Source organism: Brucella sp. JSBI001, assembly GCF_026014005.1.
Classification (GTDB): domain Bacteria; phylum Pseudomonadota; class Alphaproteobacteria; order Rhizobiales; family Rhizobiaceae; genus Brucella; species Brucella anthropi.
The window spans coordinates 2,707,366-2,728,077 of the sequence record NZ_CP110339.1; the positions used below are offsets into that span (position 1 = coordinate 2,707,366).

Sequence of the window (20,712 nt, forward strand, 5' to 3'; positions counted from 1 at the left end):
TTTCGGCCATCTCAGCGACCTTTCTGACGCAGTCGTGGATCGAGGGCTGCATAAGCCAGATCGACGCAAAGGTTGATGACGACGAAGAGGATCGCGACCATCATCAGATAGGCGACCATGACTGGACGGTCGAGCGATGCGATGGAGTCTACGATGAGTTTTCCGAGCCCCGGCCAGTTGAAAATGGTTTCCGTGACAAGAGCGAAGGCAAGTGTTGAGCCGAGTTCCAGACCAAACACCGTAACAAGCGGAATGGAGATCAACTTCAATACATGCCGGCGCAGGATCGTGTGTTCAGGAATGCCTGCCGCCCGTGCAAATTTAATTGTATCGGTCGTCATTATCTCGCGTGTGCCTGCTGCTGCCAGTCGACACATCATCGCCATCTTGAACAGAGCCAGATTAAGAACTGGAAGGAAGAGATGTGACCAGCCATCGCGGGTCAAAAACGAAAAGGGAATCCCGAAAATATCGGCAGTCTCTCCTCGCCCACCGGCGGGCAACATGCCGAGCTGAACAGCAAACACCATAATCAGCATCAATCCGATCCAGAAGGTAGGTACGGAAAAGCCAAGTATCGAGCCTGCCATGATCAGTTTGGAAACGAACCCTTCTGGCTTGTAACCGGCATAGACGCCAAGAGGGATGCCGATAAGAGAGGCAAGCAGAACGGCGATAACAGCGAGCTCCAAGGTCGCCGGCAATCGCTGGGCAATCAACTCGCTGACTGGCATGTTGAAGACGAATGATCTTCCGAAGTCGCCACTGACAGTCTTGGCGACAAAATCGGCATATTGTTTCCAGAGGGGCTGGTTGAGGCCGTATTCCTCGATAACCCGCTGGCGGATTTCTTGCGTAACATCCGGTGAAATGAGTACGTCAATGGGGTTGCCGATGACGTAAACGCCAATGAACACAAGAATGGACATGACCACCAGGACGATGAACGCCTGTCCCGACCTGCGGAGAATGAATGAGGCCATTGGCTTTTCTCTGGCTAGTGCCCCAATGGTTGCATTCGGGCAAGGGTTGCGAGGGACTTGGAAGGTTTGACCGGCGCGTTAATGCCAGTCATGCTCGATCTCGTGGCGCGTTTCCTCGACGCCGACCTTCCAGATTTCCATCATGTCCCGATCGGGCCTTTGGAAGACGCCGTGATAATTGCCCTCGGCAATACGTTCACGCTTTCTGCCAGCATCGACGCGCGCGGATGCGGCAAAGTCGATGCGCTCTTTCTGGAAATTCGGGATCGGCGCACCTTCCAGGCGGGTCCATGGAAAGTTCTCCATCCAGCTGGCATGGCTGGCAGCAGGGTCAATCTCCTGCACTTTTGCCATGGTCTTTGGCGCGCGCCACCAGTCGTGGAGCTTGACCGAAGTGTCGCGATGACTGTTCATCCATTCCGACAGGAGAGGGTTGATAGGCGAATTGCCGCCATGACCGTTGACAATCAGAATGCGACGGAAACCTGAATGATAGACACTGTTCAGAATGTCCTCGATCACATTGATGTAGGTGCGCAGCGTCAGCGTAACCGTACCTGGAAAATCAGCGAACCCGGATGCCATTCCATAGGGCAGGCAAGGAAACACCGGCACGCCTGTCGGCTCGGCCGCCTCTACGGCAACGCGTTCGGCCAGGATCATATCGGTTGCCAAGCTCAAATAGGCATGTTGTTCAACAGACCCGATCGGGATGACGCAACGGTCGTCTTCTTTTACACGTGCTTCGACCTGCGACCAATGCATGTCCTGAATGCGCATTTTCGTCTCCTGCAATTTTCCGGATTGGCAACCAGAGCGCACTAACCCCTCGCAGGGATGGTTGTGCGATGGCATCCCTGCATTCATTTGCTTTTTTGAATTCGGTTCCATTAGGAACAAAAAAATAGAGTTGACGCAACAAAATTTTTAAATATCGTTCCAAATAGTACTAAATGAAAAACCGCTGAGGTTTTATCGATGGATGATTTGTTGCGTACGGCTCTTTACGAAGGGCGCGCAGGACGGGAGGAGCCGGGGCTTTCCAGTCTTTCGGAGGGCGATCCGCTCTATCCCAAGCTCTGGCGAAATCCGTGCTGGCTTTCATTTCGGTTGAACTATCTGGCGTTGCGGTTCAACAATCCTGTTTATGGATTGATCCAACAGCAACTTGGTTTGCTGCGGCCGGAGTTTGTCGTGCTTTGGTCGCTCTATCTGAGCGCCGAGTTGACCCTGACCGAAGTTGTCCGGTCGTCCGGTTTCCCAAAAAATACCTTGAGCCGTGCCGTGAACAAGCTCGACACGTTGGGCATGATCAGCCGCGAGCTCGACCCCATTGACCAGCGCCGAGTTGCTTTAAAACTGACTGAAAAAGGGCGTTTGGCGGTGGAAGCTGTCGAGGCGAAGATGATGGATCACGAACGCATGATGCTCGAATCCCTGTCGCCCGCCGAGCGTTTGAACCTTTCTGAAATCCTGACCAAGCTGGTGGTAGCTTCGGAAAGTTGGCCGCAGCAGCTCGTCGCGGATTTGGAGCCTATCGACGGCGAAGATACCTGAAACAGCACATCTCGGATCAATAATCGGCAAATCGGCTTGCCATGGATTTTACTACTCGTCATGCCAATGAGAAAATTACAGGGGAAAAAATGACCATTCGTTCGATATTCAACACCGCCTTACTGGCAACGACACTGATGATGCCGTTGTCAGCGATTGCTGCCGACCTCGTGATTGCCACGAAATCGGGGCCAGCTTCAATGGACCCGCACTTTACGGCAACGTCTGCGAATGCCGAAGCGACCAAGCATGTTTTCGATACGCTCTTGAAATCGGGCAATAAGCTCGAAGTCGAACCGTCACTCGCTGTGAGCTGGAAGCCTGTCGATGACACGACGTGGGAGTTCAAACTGCGTGAAGGTGTCAAATTCCACGATGGATCGGACTTTACTGCCGAGGACGTGAAGTTTTCCATCGAGCGCATTCCAAATGTTACGGGACCTAATCCTTCGACCATTTATGTTCGCAGGGTGAAGGGTGTGGAAGTGATCGATCCGCTGACCGTCCGTGTGACGACGGTTGGATCGGCGCCAACATTGCCCAATGATTTCGTACGTCTGTTCATTGTTTCCCACAAGGCTGCAGCGGATTACTCGACCAAGGAAACGGCCGCAGACGGTTTCAATTCAGGTAAGGCTACGATTGGTACGGGTCCTTATAAATTTGTGAAATGGGCTCCCACGCAGGACTTGGTACTGGAAAAATTTGACGGTTACTGGGGTGGTGCCCAACCTTGGGATCACGTCGTGCGCAAGGAAATTCCCAATGATGCTGCTCGCGTCGCCCAGCTGAAGGCCGGTCAGGTTGATTTGATATCGAAGGTTCCTTCGACAGATCTTGCTGCCTTGGAGTCCGATTCCAAGCTGGACGTCGTGAAGGATGAATCCGTCTATATTCCCTATCTGGAGTTCGACTTCCGCAAAGAATCGCCAATGGTCTGGGATAAAACCGGCAAAAAGCTGGAGAAGAACCCGTTTCTTGATCCGCGTGTGCGTGAAGCTTTCGACCTGGCTATTGATCGCCAGACGATCACGGAAGTAGCGTTGGAAGGCATGGGCTCGGTGCCCACGCAAATGGTGGCCTCGAATATTTTCGGCTACAACAAGGACATTGCTCCGGCTGCTTACGACGTTGAAAAGGCAGTCAAGCTGATGGCCGATGCTGGCTATCCGGATGGTTTCAAAGTGTCATTGAATTATGCTAATGACCGTATGCCGATGGAATTGGGGCCGACAATTGCCCAGTTGCTCGCTTCGATCAATGTTCAGGTCGATGTCAGCGGCGTCCCTGCAGCGGTATTTAATCCGGCCAAGACGCGCGGGGATTATTCGCTCTATATGGCGTCTTGGGGCACGCTGACCGGTGAATCCAACTATATGCTGTCGTCATTGATGCATACAAATGACACCGCGAAATCACTGGGCGCTTTCAATACGCGCGGATATTCCAATCCGGAAATGGACAAGCTGATTGAGGATGCCGGTAGTGAAATGGACGAGGCCAAGCGTGGCGCTCTTCTTGAGAAAGCCAATCTGCTTGTTTCAACCGACAGACCAGATTTGCCGCTTGCTGTGAACATGTCGGCATGGGGTGTAAAAAAGGACAAGATTTCCTATACGCCGCGCTCTGACGAGGACACGTTGGCAATGGACGTCAAGCCGAAATAAGACCGTATCCACTGGCGGCTTCAAGGCCGCCGGTTTTTTTTAGCGAGTTAATGACGATGCCCGAATTTGTACCTGTCATTGCGTTGCATGGCGGCGCTGGAACCATTCTTAAAGCCAATATGACGCCAGAGAAGGAAGCAGCCTATCATGCCGGCCTGCGGGAATGCCTGCAGGCTGGACTGGATGTTCTGCGTAAAGGTGGCAAAGCACTTGATGCCGTGACGGCATCTGTGATTGCCCTGGAAGAAAATCCGCTTTTCAACGCCGGGCGCGGAGCCGTTTTCACGACGGATGAAACGCATGAGATGGATGCGGCCATCATGGATGGCGCAACGCGGGCATGCGGTGCCATCTCCGGAATTTGCGGGCCACGCAATCCTGTTCTGGCGGCACGTGCAGTCATGGAGCAGACCGAACACGTATTTTTCGCAGGCGAAGGGGCAAAGCGATTTTGCGAAGCTGCCGGTCTGGAAATGATGGCGCCGGAATGGTTCTCGACGGAACAGCGTCGCAAGGCCTTGCACGACGAAATGGCACGTCGTCGCAGTGGTGCCGCCGACGATGGCGATCCTGCCCGCAAGCATGGCACTGTCGGAGCAGTTGCACTGGATCGTTTCGGTCATCTGGCGGCAGCCACATCCACGGGCGGCATGACCGCCAAGACACCGGGACGCGTTGGCGACAGCCCGGTCATCGGTGCTGGAACCTGGGCGGATGACGAGACGGTAGCGCTTTCCGCCACAGGTCACGGAGAATATTTCATTCGCTGGGCGGTGGGTCACGAAGTGGATGCACGGATGCGCTGGGCAGGGCAATCGCTCAATGAGGCAGCTGGCGCGGTTGTCCGCGAGCTGGGTGAAATCGGTGGCTCTGGCGGTCTTGTTGCGGTGGATCGCAAAGGCAATGTCAGCCTGCCGTTCAACAGCCCAGGCATGTATCGTGCATGGTGCGGTTTGGACGGGGAGATAAATACGGGTATATATAGATAGCAGAGATGCCATAAAGACCAGAACACAGCCTGATATCGGGATGCAATTTATGAACCTCTACAATGGAAGCATCCGATCTGCCTTGCTTCCATTTCTCTTGTGTCTGCTGTTCAACCTTCTGGCGATAGGCAGCCTTGCTGTTTATCAACGAGCGGCGCTGTTGTCCGAACTTCAAGCTGCCAGCTTTACGTTACATCGTGAGGCTTCCCAACGTGCCGACCAACACGATGCCCATCTGACGGCGCTTTCAACGATCGCTCAATCCAAAGCGCGAACGGCTGATGTTTCGCAGGATGACGTTTTCCTCGAAGTGGCGGCAACGATCACTCGTTTCTATCCGCGCATCGATGAAATTCAACTGGTGCCGATGAACCCGGCTGAGCCGGTGACCGGCACAAGAAAGCTGGAACCGGAACTGGCTGATGCCATACGTGTGGCCGCTCGTTCATCGCGAGGCGTCCCCGAGCTTCTGGCACCTGCTGCGCGACCCGGGCATTACATGATCGTAAAACGCAGCCCGAATACGGACACCCCGCACGACGGTCTGACACTCTCGATCAATGCGAGCAGTCTCATCAGTTCTGACGATGCATTCTGGAGCCGGGATGGCGTTGCGCAGCGTATCCTCATGCCAGATGGGAAGGTTTTGTTCAGTAGCGCGGGCACATTTGGTGAAGCGCATTTTTCCAAGAAACTGGGCAGTGCAACGCAACCGCTTCTCTTCCAGACAGCCCTTGCCATGGGCTGGACTGATCTTTTGCCGTTTGACCAGCTTATTCCGATCCTCGTTCTTACGAACCTGCTGTTCTTTGGTGGATTGGTCATCGTTCGCCAGACACAACGCACGCGCCATGCGGAACGTCGTGCAGAACTGAGTAGCCTCGAAGCCCGATTGGCACACGCCTCACGCGTCAACACGATGGGCGAAATGGCAAGCGGCATGGCACATGAGTTGACGCAGCCCCTGACGGCCCTTCTGGCGGGGGCTCAGGCGGGGCGCCGCTTGTTGAGCCGCAACAATATGACGGCACTGGCCGGAGCGCTGGACGATATGGTGGATCAGGCGCGTCGGGCATCCGCCATTCTGGATCGGCTACGCAATTGGTCTCGTCCGCAGCGCCGGCAGACGAAACATGCTGATCTGCGCCTTTCACTTCAGAACGTGCAGACACTGCTCGCCTCGGAGGCTGTACGACAAGGCGTCAAAGTTGAACTCTCGATACCCGAGACACCTTTGTTGGCTGCGTTTGACCCGGTGGAAATGGAACAGGTGATGTTCAATCTTCTCCGCAATGCAATTGAATCCTTTCATGATAGTGATGGTGATCGACGGATCAACGCATCTCTGAAAGCTGACGGATCGCTCGCTATTCTGGAAATTGCCGATAACGGCCCCGGTGTTGCGCCAGAGTTGTTGCCGCGTCTTTTTACCCCTTTTACGACAAATCGCCCTGAAGGGACCGGTCTCGGCCTGGCACTCAGCCAGCGGCTGGTTGAACGCTTTGGTGGTGAAATTTCCTATATTCCTCAGGAGCAAGGTGCGTTGTTTCGCGTTGTGCTCCCAATCGCCGATGGCACAGGAAGTTAAGACGATGGTTCAACCGGTCTATCTTGTCGATGATGATGAAGCGGTACGAAAGTCGCTCAGCCTTCTTCTGTCGACCATAGACATCGAGGTCAGGGGGTTTGCTGATCCTTCCGCTTTTTTGGCGCAGCTGCCGCGACTGAAACCCGGATGCATGATTTTCGATATTCGCATGCCTGTCATGACGGGCCTGAAGCTTCAGGAGCTTCTGGCCGGGCAGGAAGTTGACTGGCCGGTGATCATCATCTCGGGCCACGGCGATATCGAAGCCTGTCGTCGCGCCTTTAGAAATGGCGCGGTGGATTATCTTTCCAAGCCGGTCGATGAGCAGGATTTGATCGATGCAATCCAGAAGGCTCAGCAACTGCTTGAACGCAAGCTGGGGAGCGAGGCTCTGAGAGCCGAAACGCTGGCATTGCTGGACGCGCTGACGGCGCGTGAGCGTGAGGTGCTTGATCGTATTGCACAGGGCTTCACTACCCGGCAAATTGCCGATGGTCTTGAATTGTCGCCACGCACGATAGATAGCCACCGTGCGGCCATAGGAGCAAAACTGGGCACGACTTCGCAAGCGGAAATGACACGCTTGTGGCTTGAAGGACAGTCACATCCGTAGAACTACCGATAAGTTCGTAAATGTTACGGATTTCACTGCTTGCTGACGGGAACTAAATGTTCCTCATCACAACTGAGGAACGACCATGATCCGTAAACTTGCAATTATCGTTTTGTCGATGGCCCCGGCTGCCGCTTTCGCTCAGACTCTTCCCACCACGCCCTATCTGCCGCTTGATCTGGCAACCAAAGCTGCACAGGCTGCACTGGATGCCTGTGTCGCCAAGGGCAATAATGTGAGCGTTGCAGTTGTGGCGCGAGACGGATCGACCAAGGTTCTGCTCAAGGCCGATCTTTCCGGTCCGCATACCGGCAACAGCGCGGAAGGAAAAGCGTTCACGTCGGCTGCTCTGGGCCGTGATTCCGGTGAAGTCGCAGAGTTTATCGCGTCGAAGCCAGCCAATAATGGCATGCGGGACATGGATTCTCGCTTCGTTATTCAGGCGGGTGGGTTGCCGATCAAGATCGGGGATGCATTGGTTGGCGGAATTGGCGTTGGCGGCGCACCATCGGGTGCAACTGATGCGGAATGCGCACTTGCCGGTCTGCAGGCTATCGAAGCAAAGTAAGAATGAACAATCGGGGCTGAACGTGGTTCAACCCCGATCATTTTCAGCGAGAATGAAAAAAGGGGGCGCGGTTATGCGCCCCTTTCGCTAATAGTGACCCTGCCTCACGCGTGGCCCACTATAATAGTGGTGTCTGTGATGATTGCGCCAGGCGTTGTGCCTGTAATGACGATGCGAATGCCAGCGTGGTCCACGATAATGGCGGTGATGCGAGCGCCAGTTGTTTCGCTTGTAGTGATGCCGTTTCTTCCAATGTTTCCGTGAATGATGCCCCCGATGATCCCGGACTTGTTCGACATTCGAACTCACGTCTGGTTTTGCGACGTTCAGTGTCGGCGCGGCATTGGCAGCACCTGCTCCGATCAGCATCCCGACACCGAGAACACCGGCGATCAGTCCTTTAACTAGGTTCATTCTGCGTACTCCTTTCAAGCTCGCATCCTGAAATCTGGCGCATGAACTGATGATGAACGGGAAAAAGCGGGGAAAATCCGGCTTGATGGTCATACAAGTTTTACAACCACAAACCTCCCCAGACTGGTAGCTTCGCGATTCAACGACTACGTATAAGGGTGGAATCGTAACCCGTGAAATCGCGACGGAGAAACATGCACAGAACTGGCTTCGTCGGAACTATCCTGATGCTGTTTGCAGCCTTTCCCGCTGCTGCAAACGACGCGCAATTGGTTGCCGATATGGCTTCCGAGTGCTGGAAGTTGCCCGAGAATATTGACTATCAACGAGCGTCCGCAACTTTCGAGGTTACATATAATGCTGAGGGCGAGTTGGTGCGCATCGTGACTGTCGAGTATCAACCAGTTAGACGAGCGGGCCGAGAATTCGCAATCAGCGCGCAGCAGGCGCTGAATGAGTGCGCGAACAGAGCTCCGGTTAAGTCGCGGACGATCCGGGTGGTAATGCGATATACGGCACCCGCCTCAGATGGGCCATTGATCATGAAGAAGCCCCTCCGGTAGCCAATGTCTATCTCTTATGGGCCAGTACCAAGTGCCGCTCGACTGAATAATTCATACAGACGGTTGCCAAAAAAACATAATTGCTGAACAAGGGTTGGAACTAAGCGCTCAATGTCGAGAATGGAACACAGCTTGAAACGCATTAAAATTGGCTTGGTCTGGCTCTTTTTGGCAGGCATTTCGTCAGCGCATGCTCTTGAAGTCAGTTCTCCGGCCATTTTGAAGCCGTCGCCGGAGCAAATGCAAGCCGCCAATCTAACGGCAGAGTTTCTCACGCGTTTTCATTATCGGCCCATTCCTCTGGATGATGCGCTGTCGATCCGGATCATGAACCGGTTTATCGACTCGCTGGACCCGGATCGGCTCATCTTTCTGCAGGCGGATGTCGACAAGTTCCTGACCGGCAGCAAGGAAATCGATGATGCCATCGAACGTCAGGATTTGACTGTTCCGTTTTCCATCTTCAACACCTACCAGATGCGCATCATCGAGCGCATGACCTTTGCGCGCAGCCTGCTCAAGCAGGGGTTCGATTTCAGCAAGCAGGAAGATTTCTCTATCGTGCGCGACAAGGAGCCCTGGCCGCGATCAAGTGAGGAGAGCAATGATCTGTGGCGCAAACGCGTCAAGAACGACTGGCTGCGTTTGAAGCTTGCCGGCAAGGATGATGCGACGATTCGCAAAACCCTCGACAAGCGCTATGAAAACTCCATCGAGCGCACGTTTAAATACAACAGCAACGACGCTTTCCAATCATTCATGGCTGCCTATACGACGTCGGTCGATCCGCATACCGATTACTTCGGTGCCAAGGCTTCCGCCGAATTCGATATTTCAATGAAGCTGTCTCTGGTCGGTATCGGGGCGGTGCTCCAGGAAAGAGACGACTATACGACGATCCGTGAACTGGTTGCGGGTGGTCCGGCACAGTCATCGGGCAAGCTTGCCGTGGGCGACCGTATTGTTGGCGTTGGACAGGGCAAGGAAGGTCCTATCAAGGAAGTGATCGGCATGCGTCTCGATGAGGTCGTGCAGATGATCCGTGGTGACAAGGGTTCGGTTGTGCGGCTCGATATCCTGCCCGTTGATGCTGGCCCCGATGGCAAGCACCATGTCATCTCTCTAGTCCGCGACAAGATCAGTCTCGACAAGCAGGCCGCCCAGAAGAAGATCCTTTCGGTGAAAGACGGAGACGCCTCCCGCAAGATTGGAGTGATCACTCTGCCAGCGTTTTACGAAGACATTGAAGCGCGGCGCAAGGGCGACAAGAATTACAGGAGTGCCAGCCGCGATGTTGCCAAGCTCATTGCTGAGTTGAAGCAAGACAAGGTTGATGGTGTGCTGGTCGACCTGCGCAACAACGGCGGCGGTTCGCTCAGCGAAGCGATCGATCTGACAGGATTGTTTGTTGGAAAAGGACCGGTCGTCCAGCAGCGCAATGCAAGCGGCGAAGTCAAGGTGGAAAGCGATACTCTTTCGGTACCTGCCTGGAAGGGCCCGCTGGGTGTACTCATCAATCGCGGTTCAGCTTCGGCTTCCGAGATTTTTGCTGCGGCGATACAGGATTATGGTCGTGGTGTGGTTATCGGCGAACCAAGTTTCGGCAAGGGAACGGTGCAGACCGTGGTCAATCTCGACGAAGTGGCCAATAATCCCAAACCCGAATATGGCGAGCTTAAATTTACAGTCGCGCAGTTCTTCCGAGTTGACGGTGGTACGACCCAATTGCGTGGTGTAACACCCGATATTAGTCTACCGGGGCTTTTCGATCTCAAGCTTGTCGGTGAATCAAGCTTCGACAATGCGTTGCCGTGGTCGCAGGTGAAGGCTGCGAAGTACAAGTCATCGGACAATATAAAGACGCTGTTGCCCCGGCTGCAGAACCTGCATGATGAGCGCGTGCAGAAATCCCCGGAGTTTCAGGACTTTTTGCAAGACGTTGCAACGCTGAAAGAGCAGCGCGAGAAAAAATCCATATCCCTCAACGAAACTGAACGTCGCAACGAGATGGCCGCTCAGGAAAAGCGGATCAAGGCACGCGGGAAGGTCAACGACGGTATTGATACTGGGATGGATGACGGTCTGCAGTCGAATGAGCGAAGCTTGAGTGCTGATCTGGCGATTGAGAAAAACCGCAAGAGCGCGACAGATGTCCTGCAGAACGAGGCTGCGGCGATTGTGGGCGATCTGGTTTATCTGCGATAGGGCTTTGGTTCAAGCCAGTGCGGGAGAGAACTCGCAACGGGAGGTGCTGGCGCCGCCCGCTGCGCTGTTGCTAAACTTAGGGATTATCGGATTTCAGAAGATAACCCGCACTAAACCCGTTAGATCGCGTGAACGGTCAGGTTTCACGGTCCGCGCTTATTTGCGCAGCTCGGCTTCGATCTGATCGAGAACCTGATCCTTGCCAATGCCGGTCAGGAAGGGGAGGCCCTTTATGACGGGCTTGGTCACAGAAGCCGAAATAGGCGTAGTGGAAACGATGAAATCCACATTGTCAGCCAGAGAAGCAACTTCAGTTGCTTTTGCCTGCTGAGCGTTGAAGGTAAGCCCACGCTTTTTCATTTCTTCGGTGACGGTTGCATTCACTGCCGTAGATGTCGCTACACCTGTACCGCAAGCGAAGAGAATTGTTTTCATTTTAGCCATGGTTTCCTCCAATTGGTGCTTGTGTGTTCAGGGCGCTAGAGCATTTTCCTGTTTTTCTTGAATCATTGGAAATGCTCTATTTCTTTGTTTTTCGCATTATCCGACGCAAAACCGCTTCGCACTTTTGCCGGAAATGCTCTAGCCTTTATTGCAAGGCAGTTTGAACGTCCTCAAGCGTGCGTGCGGCCTTCAGCCTGTCGAGTGCATCAGCATCCTGAATGGTTGCCATGATCTGCTGCAAGGTTTCAATCTGTTTGTCCTTGTCGTTGATAGCAAGCAGAAACACATATCCAACCGGGACAGCTTCTTCCGGGTCTTCCATATTGGCGAACTGGATGGGCGATTTCAGCGTCGCGAATGCAATACCAGCCTTGATCACATGTTCAGGATCGGTGTGAGGGACTGCGACGTTATCATCGCGCTCTAGTGGCAATCCGGTAGGCATGGACAGTTCGCGGCTGACGACGGCATCAGCATAGCTTGGCTTGACGTAGCCAAGTTTCTCCAGCTTGCCCGCCAATATCCGGATAATCTCTTCGTTGGTTTTTGCGTCGCTCTGAAGCTCGATCGCTTGTGGGTCGAGAAACTCAATCAGACCAGCAGCCATTCCATTCTCCATTCAAAGAAGGTCGCACGCCGATCTCGACGTGCGACTTGTATTTCATGCAGTGATCAGTGTCGCCCTCAGGCAGCAATTTCGTCTGCAGGTTCGTCCTCAGCACCCGCAGCGCGTTCCCATGCCTGCGTATTGCGACGATAGAGCATGAAAAGCGCTGCAATAACCACGGCGATTACCGCGATACCAATAGCACCGAGCCACTGGATGGCGGAGATGATGACGTAAGGCACCCACAGGAATCCATCAACCACCGAAGTAATCTGCAAGGCGTTCTCAGGCAGCTTGAAGCCCGATGAAACAGCAGCGCTGGTGAACAATGGTGCGAGCGCATTGGCGACATAGAAGCCGATGGCCAGTGTGATGGTTCCGACAACGACCATACGGAACACGTTTCCTTTCAGAAGCGGTGCCGTCATGGCGACGATAAACGGAATGACGGCAAGATCGGCGAACAGGATTACGCGGTTGCCCGGCAGGATGACCGACAGAATGATCGCAATCGGTACCAGAATGAGTGACGACGAAATCGCAGCCGGGTGTCCGATCAGGATTGCCGAGTCGAGACCAACGAGAAGTTCGCGGTCGCCTGTGCGCTTGCGCACAAATTCCTGTGCAGCGTCAGAAACCGGCAGCAGGCCTTCCATCAGGATTTTCACCATGCGCGGCAGAAGCAGCATGACTGCTGCAAGCGTCATGCCGGTGCCGAGAACCTTGGCGAGGATCGTGCCGAAGTCGCCTGCATTATAAAATGCGATAGTACCAAGAACGAGACCTATGATCAGCCCCATCACGACCGGCTCACCGAAAACCCCAAAGCGACGTTCGATGGTTTCGGTGTTGATGTTGATCTTGTTGATGCCGGGGATGCGATCCATGATCCAGTTGAGCACGATGGCAATTGGCAGGATCTGCGCCGAGGCCAGATGCGGCACGGACACACCGGGTACGCCATAGAACTGCTGAACAGCGCGTGCGGACCAGTCTGCAAACAGCAGAGACAGTGCTGCAACCAGGGCTGCAATGATGATGCCGTAAGCGAGGTTATCGGTTGCAGCGACAACCAGCGAGCCCACGAAAGCAAAGTGCCAGAAATTCCATACGTCCACATTGAGCGTGCGCGTCCAGCGCATCAGCAGGAGGACGATGTTGACCAGAATACCTACTGGAATAACCCACAAGCCCACGGATGAACCAAAGGCAATGGCTGCAGCGGAAGGCCAACCGACATCAACGATGTCGCGTTTGATGCCTGTATTGGTCACGATTGCCTGAGCCACTTCACCGATGGAGGTGAACATAAGGCCAAGGACCAGGTTGATACCGATGAAAGCGACGCCAATTGTTATGGCTGCACGGAAGGCTTTGCCGACCTTCGCCCCAAGTACCACTGCGATAATGAAAATCACGATAGGCAACAGGACTGTCGCCCCAAGCGTATCGACTGCCGTTTTAAGTCCGCTCAGAAATGCGTCCATTTATCTCTCCTCCCCCTCGGAGCACGTCCCAAAGTGCACCGAACTAACAGAACATCATTATTAGCTCGCACGTATCGACGTTTCAAAATGTGAATTGGGCGAAACGGCAGAACATTTGTATTCTATAGCAAACTAAAGTTGAATAACAAGATGGCATTTCGGGAGGTGTAAACGCTGCGAGAAATGAACACTGGTATTGACTTAGAAACAAATGTTCATTAATCGATAATGCATCAGAGGAGACTGCGAGAATTTTGCAGGGACGTTCAGGAGGAAACGATGGCAACCAATGTGGCGTTGACAGGTTTGGCGCGTGACATGCAGGCGCGGGCGGATAGTGGGCGACCAATTCGCATCGGACTGATTGGCTCCGGCGAAATGGGCACCGATATCGTCACGCGCGTTGCACATATGCCGGGCATCGAGGTTGGCGCTATTTCTGAACTGCGCGTTCCCAATGCTCTCAAGGCAGTGGATATTGCTTTTCAGGAAGAAGGCCATGGCCGCGAGGTCTCGACAGCTTCCGACCTGACTGCTGCTATGGAAGCGCACAAGGTTGCTGTAACCGACAATGCCAATCTGATCCTCGAAAATGATCTTATCGATGTCGTGATCGATGCAACCGGTGTTCCAGCTGTGGGGGCCGAAATCGGCCTGCGCGCTATGGAGCATGGCAAGCATCTTGTCATGATGAATGTCGAAGCGGACGTCACCATCGGTGCATATCTGAAAGCCGAAGCCGAGCGCCTTGGCGTGACCTATTCGCTGGGCGCAGGCGATGAGCCGTCATCCTGTATGGAGCTGATCGAGTTTGTGACTGCCATGGGTCATCCGATTGTGGCGGCGGGCAAGGGCAAGAACAATCCGCTCAATATCGACGCCATTCCAGATGAATATATGGAAGAAGCCACGCGCCGTAACATGAATGTACGCATGTTGGTGGAATTCGTTGACGGTTCAAAGACCATGGTTGAAATGGCGGCTATTGCCAATGCCACAGGTCTCGTCCCCGATAAAGCTGGTATGCACGGCCCTGCTGCAACGCTCGACCAGCTCAATAAGACGCTGATCCCTGAAAAGGATGGCGGCGTGCTGTCGAAGGTCGGTGTGGTCGATTATTCCATCGGCAAGGGTGTTGCGCCGGGCGTATTTGTTGTCGCCGACATGTCGCATCCGCGTATTTCCGAGCGCATGGAAGATCTGAAAATGGGCAAGGGTCCATATTTCACGTTCCATCGTCCGTATCACCTGACTTCCCTTGAAGTGCCGCTCACCTGCGCCCGCGTTGTGCTCTATGGCAAGCCGGACATGGTTCCGCTTTCAAAGCCGGTCGCCGAAGTGGCAGCCGTTGCAAAGAAGGACATGCAGCCGGGCGAAAAGCTCGATGCGATTGGCGAATATTGCTACCGCGCTTGGATCATGACTTCCGGTGAAGCAAGAAGCGCGCATGCGATCCCATGCGGGTTGTTGCAGGGTGGCAGCGTGACCAAGCCGATCAAAAAAGGCGAACTGATCACTTACGACAATGCGGCTGTAGCTCCCGGCTCCAAGATTGCCGAGCTGCGCGCACGTCAGGACAAGCTCGTTTACGGAGCGTGAGGACAAAACATCATGGTTCAAGCCAAAAAAGTCGAACCGCAGGATACGGGCGACCGTCACAATTTGCCTTATGCTTTCCGCACTTATTCGCCGGAACAGCTGAAAGAAGCACTGCATAAAATGTATCTCATCCGCCGCTTTGAAGAGGGCGCGGAAGAAAGCTACACGCGTGGCCTCATTCATGGAACGATGCATCTGTCCATCGGGCAGGAAGCAAGCGCGATGGGCTCGTGTCTGCCGCTTAACGATGACGACATGATCACCTCGACCCATCGAGGTCATGGCCACTGCATCGCCAAGGGTGCAGACGTGAAGCGCATGTTTGCTGAGTTTTTCGGCAAGGAAACCGGCTATTGCAAAGGCCGTGGCGGCTCGATGCATATCGCAGATGTTTCCAAGGGAAATCTCGGTGCGAACGGTATTGTCGGCGGGGGTATCCCGATTGCGGTAGGTGCAGCTCTTTCCGCCAAGAAGCAGAAAAACGGCAAGGTGGTCGTGTCGTTCTTTGGCGATGGTGCGAACAATGAGGGTGCTTTTCACGAAGCACTCAATATGGCCGCGGTCTGGAAGCTTCCGGTTGTTTTCATCTGCGAAAACAATGGCTACGGCATGTCGACATCGACCGAGCGTTCGACGGCAGTTGCCAACGTTGCAGACCGCGCTTCCGCTTATAACATGCCGGGTGTGATCGTGGATGGTAACAATCTGTCGGAAGTGGCAGAGGCCGTCAACGAAGCCAGCGAGCGCGCACGGCGCGGCGATGGGCCTACGCTCATTGAAAACAAAACGTACCGCATTCGTGGTCATTCCAAGAGCGATCGCAACCGCTATCGCACGAAGGAAGAAATCGAGCACTGGCAGAATGATCGCGATCCAATCGCGCATTTCGAGGCCGATTTGAAAGCCTATGGCTTCATCAACGATGCCGAGATCGAGGCGATCCGTGCCGAGGTGGAGAAGGAGATCGCTGAGGCGATTGAGTTCGCCAAGAACAGCCCTGCACCCGATCTGACCAACCTGACCCGCGACGTTTACACGGACGATATTTGAACATGGACACGACAATCCGTGAGTTGAGCTATTCGCAAGCCATTCAGGAAGCCATGGCAATTGCCATGGAACGCGACGACCGCGTGTTTCTTATGGGTGAAGACATTGGCGTCTATGGCGGCGCGTTTCAGGTGACTGGTGATCTGGTGCATCGCTTTGGCGAGGACCGGGTCATGGACACCCCGATTTCAGAACTGGGCGGCGCAGGTGTTGCTGTCGGCGCAGCACTGACCGGTATGCGTCCGATTTTTGAATTTCAGTTCTCCGACTTTGCAGCACTTGCTATGGAGCAGATCGTCAACCAGGCGGCAAAAATCCGCTACATGCTGGGCGGGGCGGTTTCTGTGCCGCTGGTCATGCGCTTTCCGGCCGGTTCGGGAACGGGTGCTGCTGCACAGCACAGCCAGAGCTTAGAGGCTTGGCTTGGCCATGTGCCGGGTCTCAAGGTCTTGCAGCCTTCGACACCTTATGATGCCAAGGGCATGTTGCTTGCAGCGGTTGAAGATCCTGATCCGGTCATGATTTTCGAGCACAAGCTGCTCTACAAGACCAAAGGTCCAGTTCCTGAAGGCTTCTACACCGTGCCAATCGGCAAGGCGGAAGTGGTTCGTGAAGGTCGCGATCTCACATTCGTTGCTACAGCGATTATGGTTCACAAGGCCCTTGATGCCGCCGCTGAACTTGCCAAAGAAGGCATTGATGTTGAAGTGATTGATCTGCGCACCGTGCGTCCGATTGACCGCGAAACCATCATCAAGAGCGTCAAGAAGACGTCGAAGCTTCTTTGCGTTTATGAAGCGGTCAAGACGCTTGGTATCGGTGCTGAAATCTCTGCTATCGTCGCCGAAAGTGACGCTTTCGACTATCTTGATGCGCCAATCGTGCGTTTGGGCGGAGCCGAAACGCCAATTCCTTATAATCCTGATCTTGAACGCGCAACGGTTCCGCAGGTGCCTGATATCCTGAAAAGTGCGCGTGATCTGGCCAAGGGAGTACGCTGACCATGGCTGCGGAAGTCATTCTCCCCAAGGTCGATATGGATATGGAGACGGGGCAGATTTCGCGCTGGTACGCCAAGGATGGCGATACCGTCACGAAGGGCCAGCTTCTCTTTGAAATTGAGACTGACAAGGCGGCGATGGAAGTCGACGCTCCGGCATCAGGCATCATTGCGGATATCAGTGCCGCAGAAGGCGCCGTTGTCCCGGTTGGTCAGACTGTCGCCTGGATCTACGACGAAGGCGAAGAGCGTAATGCTAAGTCAACTTCGGTCGTTGAAGAGCCAGTTGCCGCTGTACCCGTAGAAACCGTCATTGAGCCGGTAACTTCAAAACAGGCTGAACCAAAATCCTCCCAAGGCTTTGAGCCGAGCTCAGCCAATGATGTGCGGGCAACACCACTCGCTCGTCGGCTTGCACGTGAAGCGGGTGTTGATCTTGCAAGTATCTTGGGTTCTGGACCCAAAGGTCGTGTCCAGAAAAAGGACGTTGAAAGCAATATCACCGTCACAAAACCGTTGGCTGTGCAGACTAAATCGTCTGTACGCACAAACACAGATGTTGCTGTCATTAGTCAACCCAACGCAGTCTGGTTGCGTGAGGGCGAGGCCGATCGGTTGCCGATTGTGCTGATCCACGGCTTTGCTGCGGACCTCAACTCATGGCGTGGCTTGTTCGCCGGGGTATCGCTTGGCCACCCGATACTGGCGCTTGATCTTCCGGGACACGGCAATTCGCCACGTGTTGTTCCTGAAAGCATCGATGACATTGCTGCTTCAGTCGAAGCGACGCTTGCTGCTTTCGGTGTGACGTCGTGCCTGTTGGTCGGCCACTCGCTTGGCGGGGCCGTCGCCACAATCACCGCTGCGCGTGGCGTTGTCGATGTGCGTTCCCTGTTGCTTATTTCTTCGGGGGGCTTGGGACCGCAGGTCAATGGTGCGTTCATAAAAGGTCTTATCGGCGCGAAAAGCGAAGCCAGCATCGTTCCCTGGTTGAAACTGCTCGTTGCCGATGAGAGCCATCTGACGAAGCCGTTCATCAATGCAACAGTTGCACAAGCCGCTGATGCAGAACTGCGCGATACGCAGGAAGCGATTGGTCATCGGTTTTTTGCGGATGGCACACAGACTTTTGAGGTTCGCTCAAGCATTGCCTCGCTTGCAATGCCGGTGCGGCTCATCTTCGGTGCCGAAGATCGGGTTATTCCCGTTGCCCAGGCTCATGGTTTGCCGGGGAAAGTTGGCGTCCACATTTTCGCAGGTTGTGGACATATGCCACAAATCGAAGAGCGGGCTGCGGTGCTGCAAATTCTCAAAGAATGCGCAGCCGCCGCCAATTGATGTTCAACTGGTGTGATTAAAAAGAAAGCACATCGTTTTGCGGCGATGTGCTTTTTTGTTGTTACTCGGACTGCGCCCTGTCCTTGAGCATCTGTGTCGCACTTTCTTCATCGGTGATGAGAACGGTGGGTTTCAGAAGTTCGATTGCACCAAGCAGAGCGGCAATCTTCTCTTTGCCGCCTGATGTAAGAATACGTTGCGGCGTATTCTGAAGACTTTCAATTTTGGCCGACATGACGCGGTCGTGCACGGGATCATCAACGATCTTCCCGTTCTTGTCATAGAAGTGGAAAAGTACGTCGCCAACAGCGCCATTTGCAATGAGCGATAGCTTCTGTTCCTCGTCAATCAGGCCGACGCGATAAGACGTGCTGCTGGCGGTTTGAATGTCGCCGACGCTGAGCAGAACCATGTCCAATTCTTCGGCCATATCCAGCACGGTATTCAATCCGCAACGTTCGATAAGAGCGATCCGTGTCTCTTTGCTATCAACCAGAGCAGGGGCGGGGATAAGATAGCCTTCACCCTGAAAAATCTGCGCAAACTGCCAGGCAAATTCCGGCGGATTGGAACGACGTGGTTGCACGATGCCGCCGAGCAGCGAGATGACTTTCAAGTCGTTGAGCGGGCGGGCACCGATGTGCTGCAGAGTGCTGGAAAGGGTACGCCCCCAGCCGACGCCAATCGTCATACCGTGCTGCACCTTTTCCGACAGATAAGCGCCGGTGGCAGCACTAATCGGTGGAATGGGATCAATGTCGGATGAAGAGAGCGGTGCGACAATCGCGCGTTCCAGACCAAAGGTCTTTTCAAGCTCCACTTCCAGTGCGGTCAAGCTTGCCAGCTTGCCTTCGATGGTAATTTTTACTTCATTGCGAGCACGGGCATCAGCAAGAAGGCGAACGATTGTGACACGGCCGACGCCAAGCGCTTCAGCAATGTCGTTCTGGGTCATTTGTTCGACGTAATACATCCACGCGGCACGCGTTCTCAACCGGCTCGTGCGGTTTTCGGCGGCAACGCCTTCCGATCCAATGATGAGGTCAGCTGTCTCCGGATTCTTTTGCGTCTTCTTGCCAGCTTTTTTCAAAATAATCCCTCAAATTATTGGCGCAATACTGCTTTATAGAAGTGATACTCTTAAAGCGAACCTATTGCTTTTCCACGTGAAGGCAAACAATAATTCATGTGCTCTGTCCAGGCTGTTCCGGTGGCGCTTCGGTTAAGGAAAATGAACATGCTACGCATTCTTTCGGAAGAAATTGCAGTCAATCTGAAAGACCGGCTGCGTGAGGTTCGATATATGATTCGCCGCAATCGCCATGAAAGTTTGCAGGGCGAACAAGCCGCTTCCCGGCCGGGTGAAATCGTGTCGCCGGAACTGTTGCTTGGACATGCCGCGAGCATGATGGACAAGGCACTGACGACGGCTGAAACAATCTCCATTTCGTTGATTTCATCGAACCCGAATGTTCATAACAGTGCGCCGCATGTGAGAAGCCTGTCAGTCTATTTCGGCGCAGGAGCTGAAGGTGGGCGCGCGTTCCGCAAGGATATGTACTATCTCACCAAAGAAGTGCTCCGCCGCCATCAGTTGCAGAATGTGCTGATTCAGGAAGCTGTGTTTGTCACCGTGCATGCAAAAATAATGCGCAAACATGGAGCTCTCTTGAAGAGCGCGGTTGCCGCCGAGGCGGGCGACAAAAAAGTAGCCGAAACGGCCAAGGCCATCACGGCCATGTTTTTCGAGCTTCTTGCGGAAAAGCCGGTTCGTTTTATTTCATTGGATGGCCATTGCGATCCGCAGGCTTTACGTAAATTCGAAACAATGTGTTTCGCTGCTGTTGGCTTGGCATGCGGACTGGCCACAGCGAAAGCTGGCGACCTGGAAGGAATTGACCCACTTGAGAGCGCCATTCTGGCTTTGGACGCAAGACATGAGCGTCTGATGCAGGCTGCTGAAGATCGAGATCATCCACAGCTCGAAAATCTGTTCCAGACCTTGATTGCACACCTGCCATAAAACAAAGCCCGGATACG

The 20,712-nt window shown here is 54.0% G+C and carries 19 protein-coding genes; 12 read left to right on the forward strand and 7 right to left on the reverse strand.

Annotation, left to right across the window (positions count from 1 at the left end):
- Positions 1 to 11 precede the first annotated feature (11 nt).
- Positions 12 to 983 (reverse strand): ABC transporter permease, encoded by a 972-nt coding sequence (locus LJ361_RS12845; RefSeq protein WP_010659313.1) that lies wholly within the window; start codon positions 981 to 983, stop codon positions 12 to 14.
- A 78-nt stretch (positions 984 to 1,061) separates the two neighbouring features.
- Complete coding sequence (locus tag LJ361_RS12850; protein WP_029930024.1) at positions 1,062 to 1,763, reverse strand: creatininase family protein; 702 nt, start codon at positions 1,761 to 1,763, stop codon at positions 1,062 to 1,064.
- Positions 1,764 to 1,961: 198 nt separating this feature from the next.
- On the opposite strand from LJ361_RS12850, the gene LJ361_RS12855 reads away from it, so the two are divergent.
- The 6 genes from LJ361_RS12855 to LJ361_RS12880 all read left to right on the forward strand — a co-directional run bounded on the left by LJ361_RS12855 (position 1,962) and on the right by LJ361_RS12880 (position 7,965).
- Positions 1,962 to 2,540 (forward strand): MarR family winged helix-turn-helix transcriptional regulator, encoded by a 579-nt coding sequence (locus tag LJ361_RS12855; RefSeq protein ID WP_264811666.1) that lies wholly within the window; start codon positions 1,962 to 1,964, stop codon positions 2,538 to 2,540.
- Positions 2,541 to 2,629: 89 nt separating this feature from the next.
- Positions 2,630 to 4,207 carry an ABC transporter substrate-binding protein gene (locus LJ361_RS12860; RefSeq protein WP_010659310.1) on the forward strand — a complete coding sequence of 526 codons (1,578 nt, stop codon included), beginning with the start codon at positions 2,630 to 2,632 and terminating at the stop codon, positions 4,205 to 4,207.
- Between the two features lie 56 nt (positions 4,208 to 4,263).
- Positions 4,264 to 5,196 carry an isoaspartyl peptidase/L-asparaginase family protein gene (locus tag LJ361_RS12865; protein ID WP_029926422.1) on the forward strand — a complete coding sequence of 311 codons (933 nt, stop codon included), beginning with the start codon at positions 4,264 to 4,266 and terminating at the stop codon, positions 5,194 to 5,196.
- A 49-nt stretch (positions 5,197 to 5,245) separates the two neighbouring features.
- A complete protein-coding gene (locus LJ361_RS12870) occupies positions 5,246 to 6,784 on the forward strand; it encodes a sensor histidine kinase (protein WP_264811667.1) in 1,539 nt (512 codons plus the stop codon).
- Between the two features lie 4 nt (positions 6,785 to 6,788).
- Entirely contained in the window at positions 6,789 to 7,397 is a 609-nt protein-coding gene (locus tag LJ361_RS12875) for a response regulator transcription factor (protein WP_010659306.1), read from the forward strand.
- Positions 7,398 to 7,482: 85 nt separating this feature from the next.
- Complete coding sequence (locus LJ361_RS12880; RefSeq protein WP_010659305.1) at positions 7,483 to 7,965, forward strand: GlcG/HbpS family heme-binding protein; 483 nt, start codon at positions 7,483 to 7,485, stop codon at positions 7,963 to 7,965.
- A 104-nt stretch (positions 7,966 to 8,069) separates the two neighbouring features.
- Here the strand turns inward: LJ361_RS12880 and LJ361_RS12885 are convergent, their stop codons facing one another.
- Positions 8,070 to 8,264 (reverse strand): hypothetical protein, encoded by a 195-nt coding sequence (locus tag LJ361_RS12885; protein ID WP_264811669.1) that lies wholly within the window; start codon positions 8,262 to 8,264, stop codon positions 8,070 to 8,072.
- A gap of 798 nt (positions 8,265 to 9,062) precedes the next feature.
- On the opposite strand from LJ361_RS12885, the gene LJ361_RS12890 reads away from it, so the two are divergent.
- On the forward strand, positions 9,063 to 11,147 hold the full coding sequence (locus LJ361_RS12890; protein ID WP_264813599.1) for a carboxy terminal-processing peptidase: 2,085 nt from the start codon (positions 9,063 to 9,065) through the stop codon (positions 11,145 to 11,147).
- A 156-nt stretch (positions 11,148 to 11,303) separates the two neighbouring features.
- Here LJ361_RS12890 and LJ361_RS12895 read toward each other — a convergent pair whose 3' ends face one another.
- The 3 genes from LJ361_RS12895 to LJ361_RS12905 form a co-directional block, all read right to left on the reverse strand.
- Positions 11,304 to 11,591, reverse strand: a complete 288-nt coding sequence (locus LJ361_RS12895) for a PTS sugar transporter subunit IIB (RefSeq protein ID WP_010659301.1) — start codon at positions 11,589 to 11,591, stop codon at positions 11,304 to 11,306.
- Positions 11,592 to 11,736: 145 nt separating this feature from the next.
- Positions 11,737 to 12,198 carry a PTS sugar transporter subunit IIA gene (locus tag LJ361_RS12900; protein ID WP_029926435.1) on the reverse strand — a complete coding sequence of 154 codons (462 nt, stop codon included), beginning with the start codon at positions 12,196 to 12,198 and terminating at the stop codon, positions 11,737 to 11,739.
- 77 nt (positions 12,199 to 12,275) lie between these two features.
- Positions 12,276 to 13,685, reverse strand: coding sequence for a PTS galactitol transporter subunit IIC (locus LJ361_RS12905; protein ID WP_010659299.1), 1,410 nt, complete (start codon positions 13,683 to 13,685; stop codon positions 12,276 to 12,278).
- Between the two features lie 279 nt (positions 13,686 to 13,964).
- On the opposite strand from LJ361_RS12905, the gene LJ361_RS12910 reads away from it, so the two are divergent.
- From LJ361_RS12910 to LJ361_RS12925, 4 genes are read left to right on the forward strand one after another with little or no spacing between them, the layout of a single operon-like run.
- The gene (locus LJ361_RS12910) at positions 13,965 to 15,284 is read left to right on the forward strand and encodes an NAD(P)H-dependent oxidoreductase (RefSeq protein ID WP_010659298.1); all 1,320 of its coding nucleotides are present in this window, start codon (positions 13,965 to 13,967) and stop codon (positions 15,282 to 15,284) included.
- Positions 15,285 to 15,296: 12 nt separating this feature from the next.
- Entirely contained in the window at positions 15,297 to 16,334 is a 1,038-nt protein-coding gene (locus LJ361_RS12915; protein ID WP_264811671.1) for a thiamine pyrophosphate-dependent dehydrogenase E1 component subunit alpha, read from the forward strand.
- Positions 16,335 to 16,336: 2 nt separating this feature from the next.
- Positions 16,337 to 17,335: an alpha-ketoacid dehydrogenase subunit beta gene (locus tag LJ361_RS12920; RefSeq protein ID WP_264811672.1), complete on the forward strand. Its 999-nt coding sequence runs from the start codon at positions 16,337 to 16,339 to the stop codon at positions 17,333 to 17,335.
- Positions 17,336 to 17,337: 2 nt separating this feature from the next.
- Positions 17,338 to 18,672, forward strand: a complete 1,335-nt coding sequence (locus LJ361_RS12925) for an acetoin dehydrogenase dihydrolipoyllysine-residue acetyltransferase subunit (RefSeq protein WP_264811673.1) — start codon at positions 17,338 to 17,340, stop codon at positions 18,670 to 18,672.
- A gap of 61 nt (positions 18,673 to 18,733) precedes the next feature.
- On the opposite strand, the gene LJ361_RS12930 is transcribed toward LJ361_RS12925, so the two are convergent.
- Positions 18,734 to 19,762, reverse strand: coding sequence for a sugar-binding transcriptional regulator (locus LJ361_RS12930; protein WP_264811674.1), 1,029 nt, complete (start codon positions 19,760 to 19,762; stop codon positions 18,734 to 18,736).
- A gap of 279 nt (positions 19,763 to 20,041) precedes the next feature.
- Here LJ361_RS12930 and LJ361_RS12935 point away from each other — a divergent pair, with 279 nt between their 5' ends.
- Complete coding sequence (locus LJ361_RS12935; RefSeq protein ID WP_264811675.1) at positions 20,042 to 20,695, forward strand: hypothetical protein; 654 nt, start codon at positions 20,042 to 20,044, stop codon at positions 20,693 to 20,695.
- Positions 20,696 to 20,712 lie beyond the last annotated feature (17 nt).

What these genes read in the sequence shown, in the direction of transcription:
- LJ361_RS12845 (WP_010659313.1), bottom strand. Translation starts at nt 983, where the DNA reads ATGGCCTCATTCATTCTCCGCAGGTCGGGACAGGCGTTCATCGTCCTG.
- LJ361_RS12850 (WP_029930024.1), bottom strand. Translation starts at nt 1,763, where the DNA reads ATGCGCATTCAGGACATGCATTGGTCGCAGGTCGAAGCACGTGTAAAA.
- LJ361_RS12855 (WP_264811666.1), top strand. Translation starts at nt 1,962, where the DNA reads ATGGATGATTTGTTGCGTACGGCTCTTTACGAAGGGCGCGCAGGACGG.
- LJ361_RS12860 (WP_010659310.1), top strand. Translation starts at nt 2,630, where the DNA reads ATGACCATTCGTTCGATATTCAACACCGCCTTACTGGCAACGACACTG.
- LJ361_RS12865 (WP_029926422.1), top strand. Translation starts at nt 4,264, where the DNA reads ATGCCCGAATTTGTACCTGTCATTGCGTTGCATGGCGGCGCTGGAACC.
- LJ361_RS12870 (WP_264811667.1), top strand. Translation starts at nt 5,246, where the DNA reads ATGAACCTCTACAATGGAAGCATCCGATCTGCCTTGCTTCCATTTCTC.
- LJ361_RS12875 (WP_010659306.1), top strand. Translation starts at nt 6,789, where the DNA reads ATGGTTCAACCGGTCTATCTTGTCGATGATGATGAAGCGGTACGAAAG.
- LJ361_RS12880 (WP_010659305.1), top strand. Translation starts at nt 7,483, where the DNA reads ATGATCCGTAAACTTGCAATTATCGTTTTGTCGATGGCCCCGGCTGCC.
- LJ361_RS12885 (WP_264811669.1), bottom strand. Translation starts at nt 8,264, where the DNA reads ATGTCGAACAAGTCCGGGATCATCGGGGGCATCATTCACGGAAACATT.
- LJ361_RS12890 (WP_264813599.1), top strand. Translation starts at nt 9,063, where the DNA reads ATGGAACACAGCTTGAAACGCATTAAAATTGGCTTGGTCTGGCTCTTT.
- LJ361_RS12895 (WP_010659301.1), bottom strand. Translation starts at nt 11,591, where the DNA reads ATGGCTAAAATGAAAACAATTCTCTTCGCTTGCGGTACAGGTGTAGCG.
- LJ361_RS12900 (WP_029926435.1), bottom strand. Translation starts at nt 12,198, where the DNA reads ATGGCTGCTGGTCTGATTGAGTTTCTCGACCCACAAGCGATCGAGCTT.
- LJ361_RS12905 (WP_010659299.1), bottom strand. Translation starts at nt 13,685, where the DNA reads ATGGACGCATTTCTGAGCGGACTTAAAACGGCAGTCGATACGCTTGGG.
- LJ361_RS12910 (WP_010659298.1), top strand. Translation starts at nt 13,965, where the DNA reads ATGGCAACCAATGTGGCGTTGACAGGTTTGGCGCGTGACATGCAGGCG.
- LJ361_RS12915 (WP_264811671.1), top strand. Translation starts at nt 15,297, where the DNA reads ATGGTTCAAGCCAAAAAAGTCGAACCGCAGGATACGGGCGACCGTCAC.
- LJ361_RS12920 (WP_264811672.1), top strand. Translation starts at nt 16,337, where the DNA reads ATGGACACGACAATCCGTGAGTTGAGCTATTCGCAAGCCATTCAGGAA.
- LJ361_RS12925 (WP_264811673.1), top strand. Translation starts at nt 17,338, where the DNA reads ATGGCTGCGGAAGTCATTCTCCCCAAGGTCGATATGGATATGGAGACG.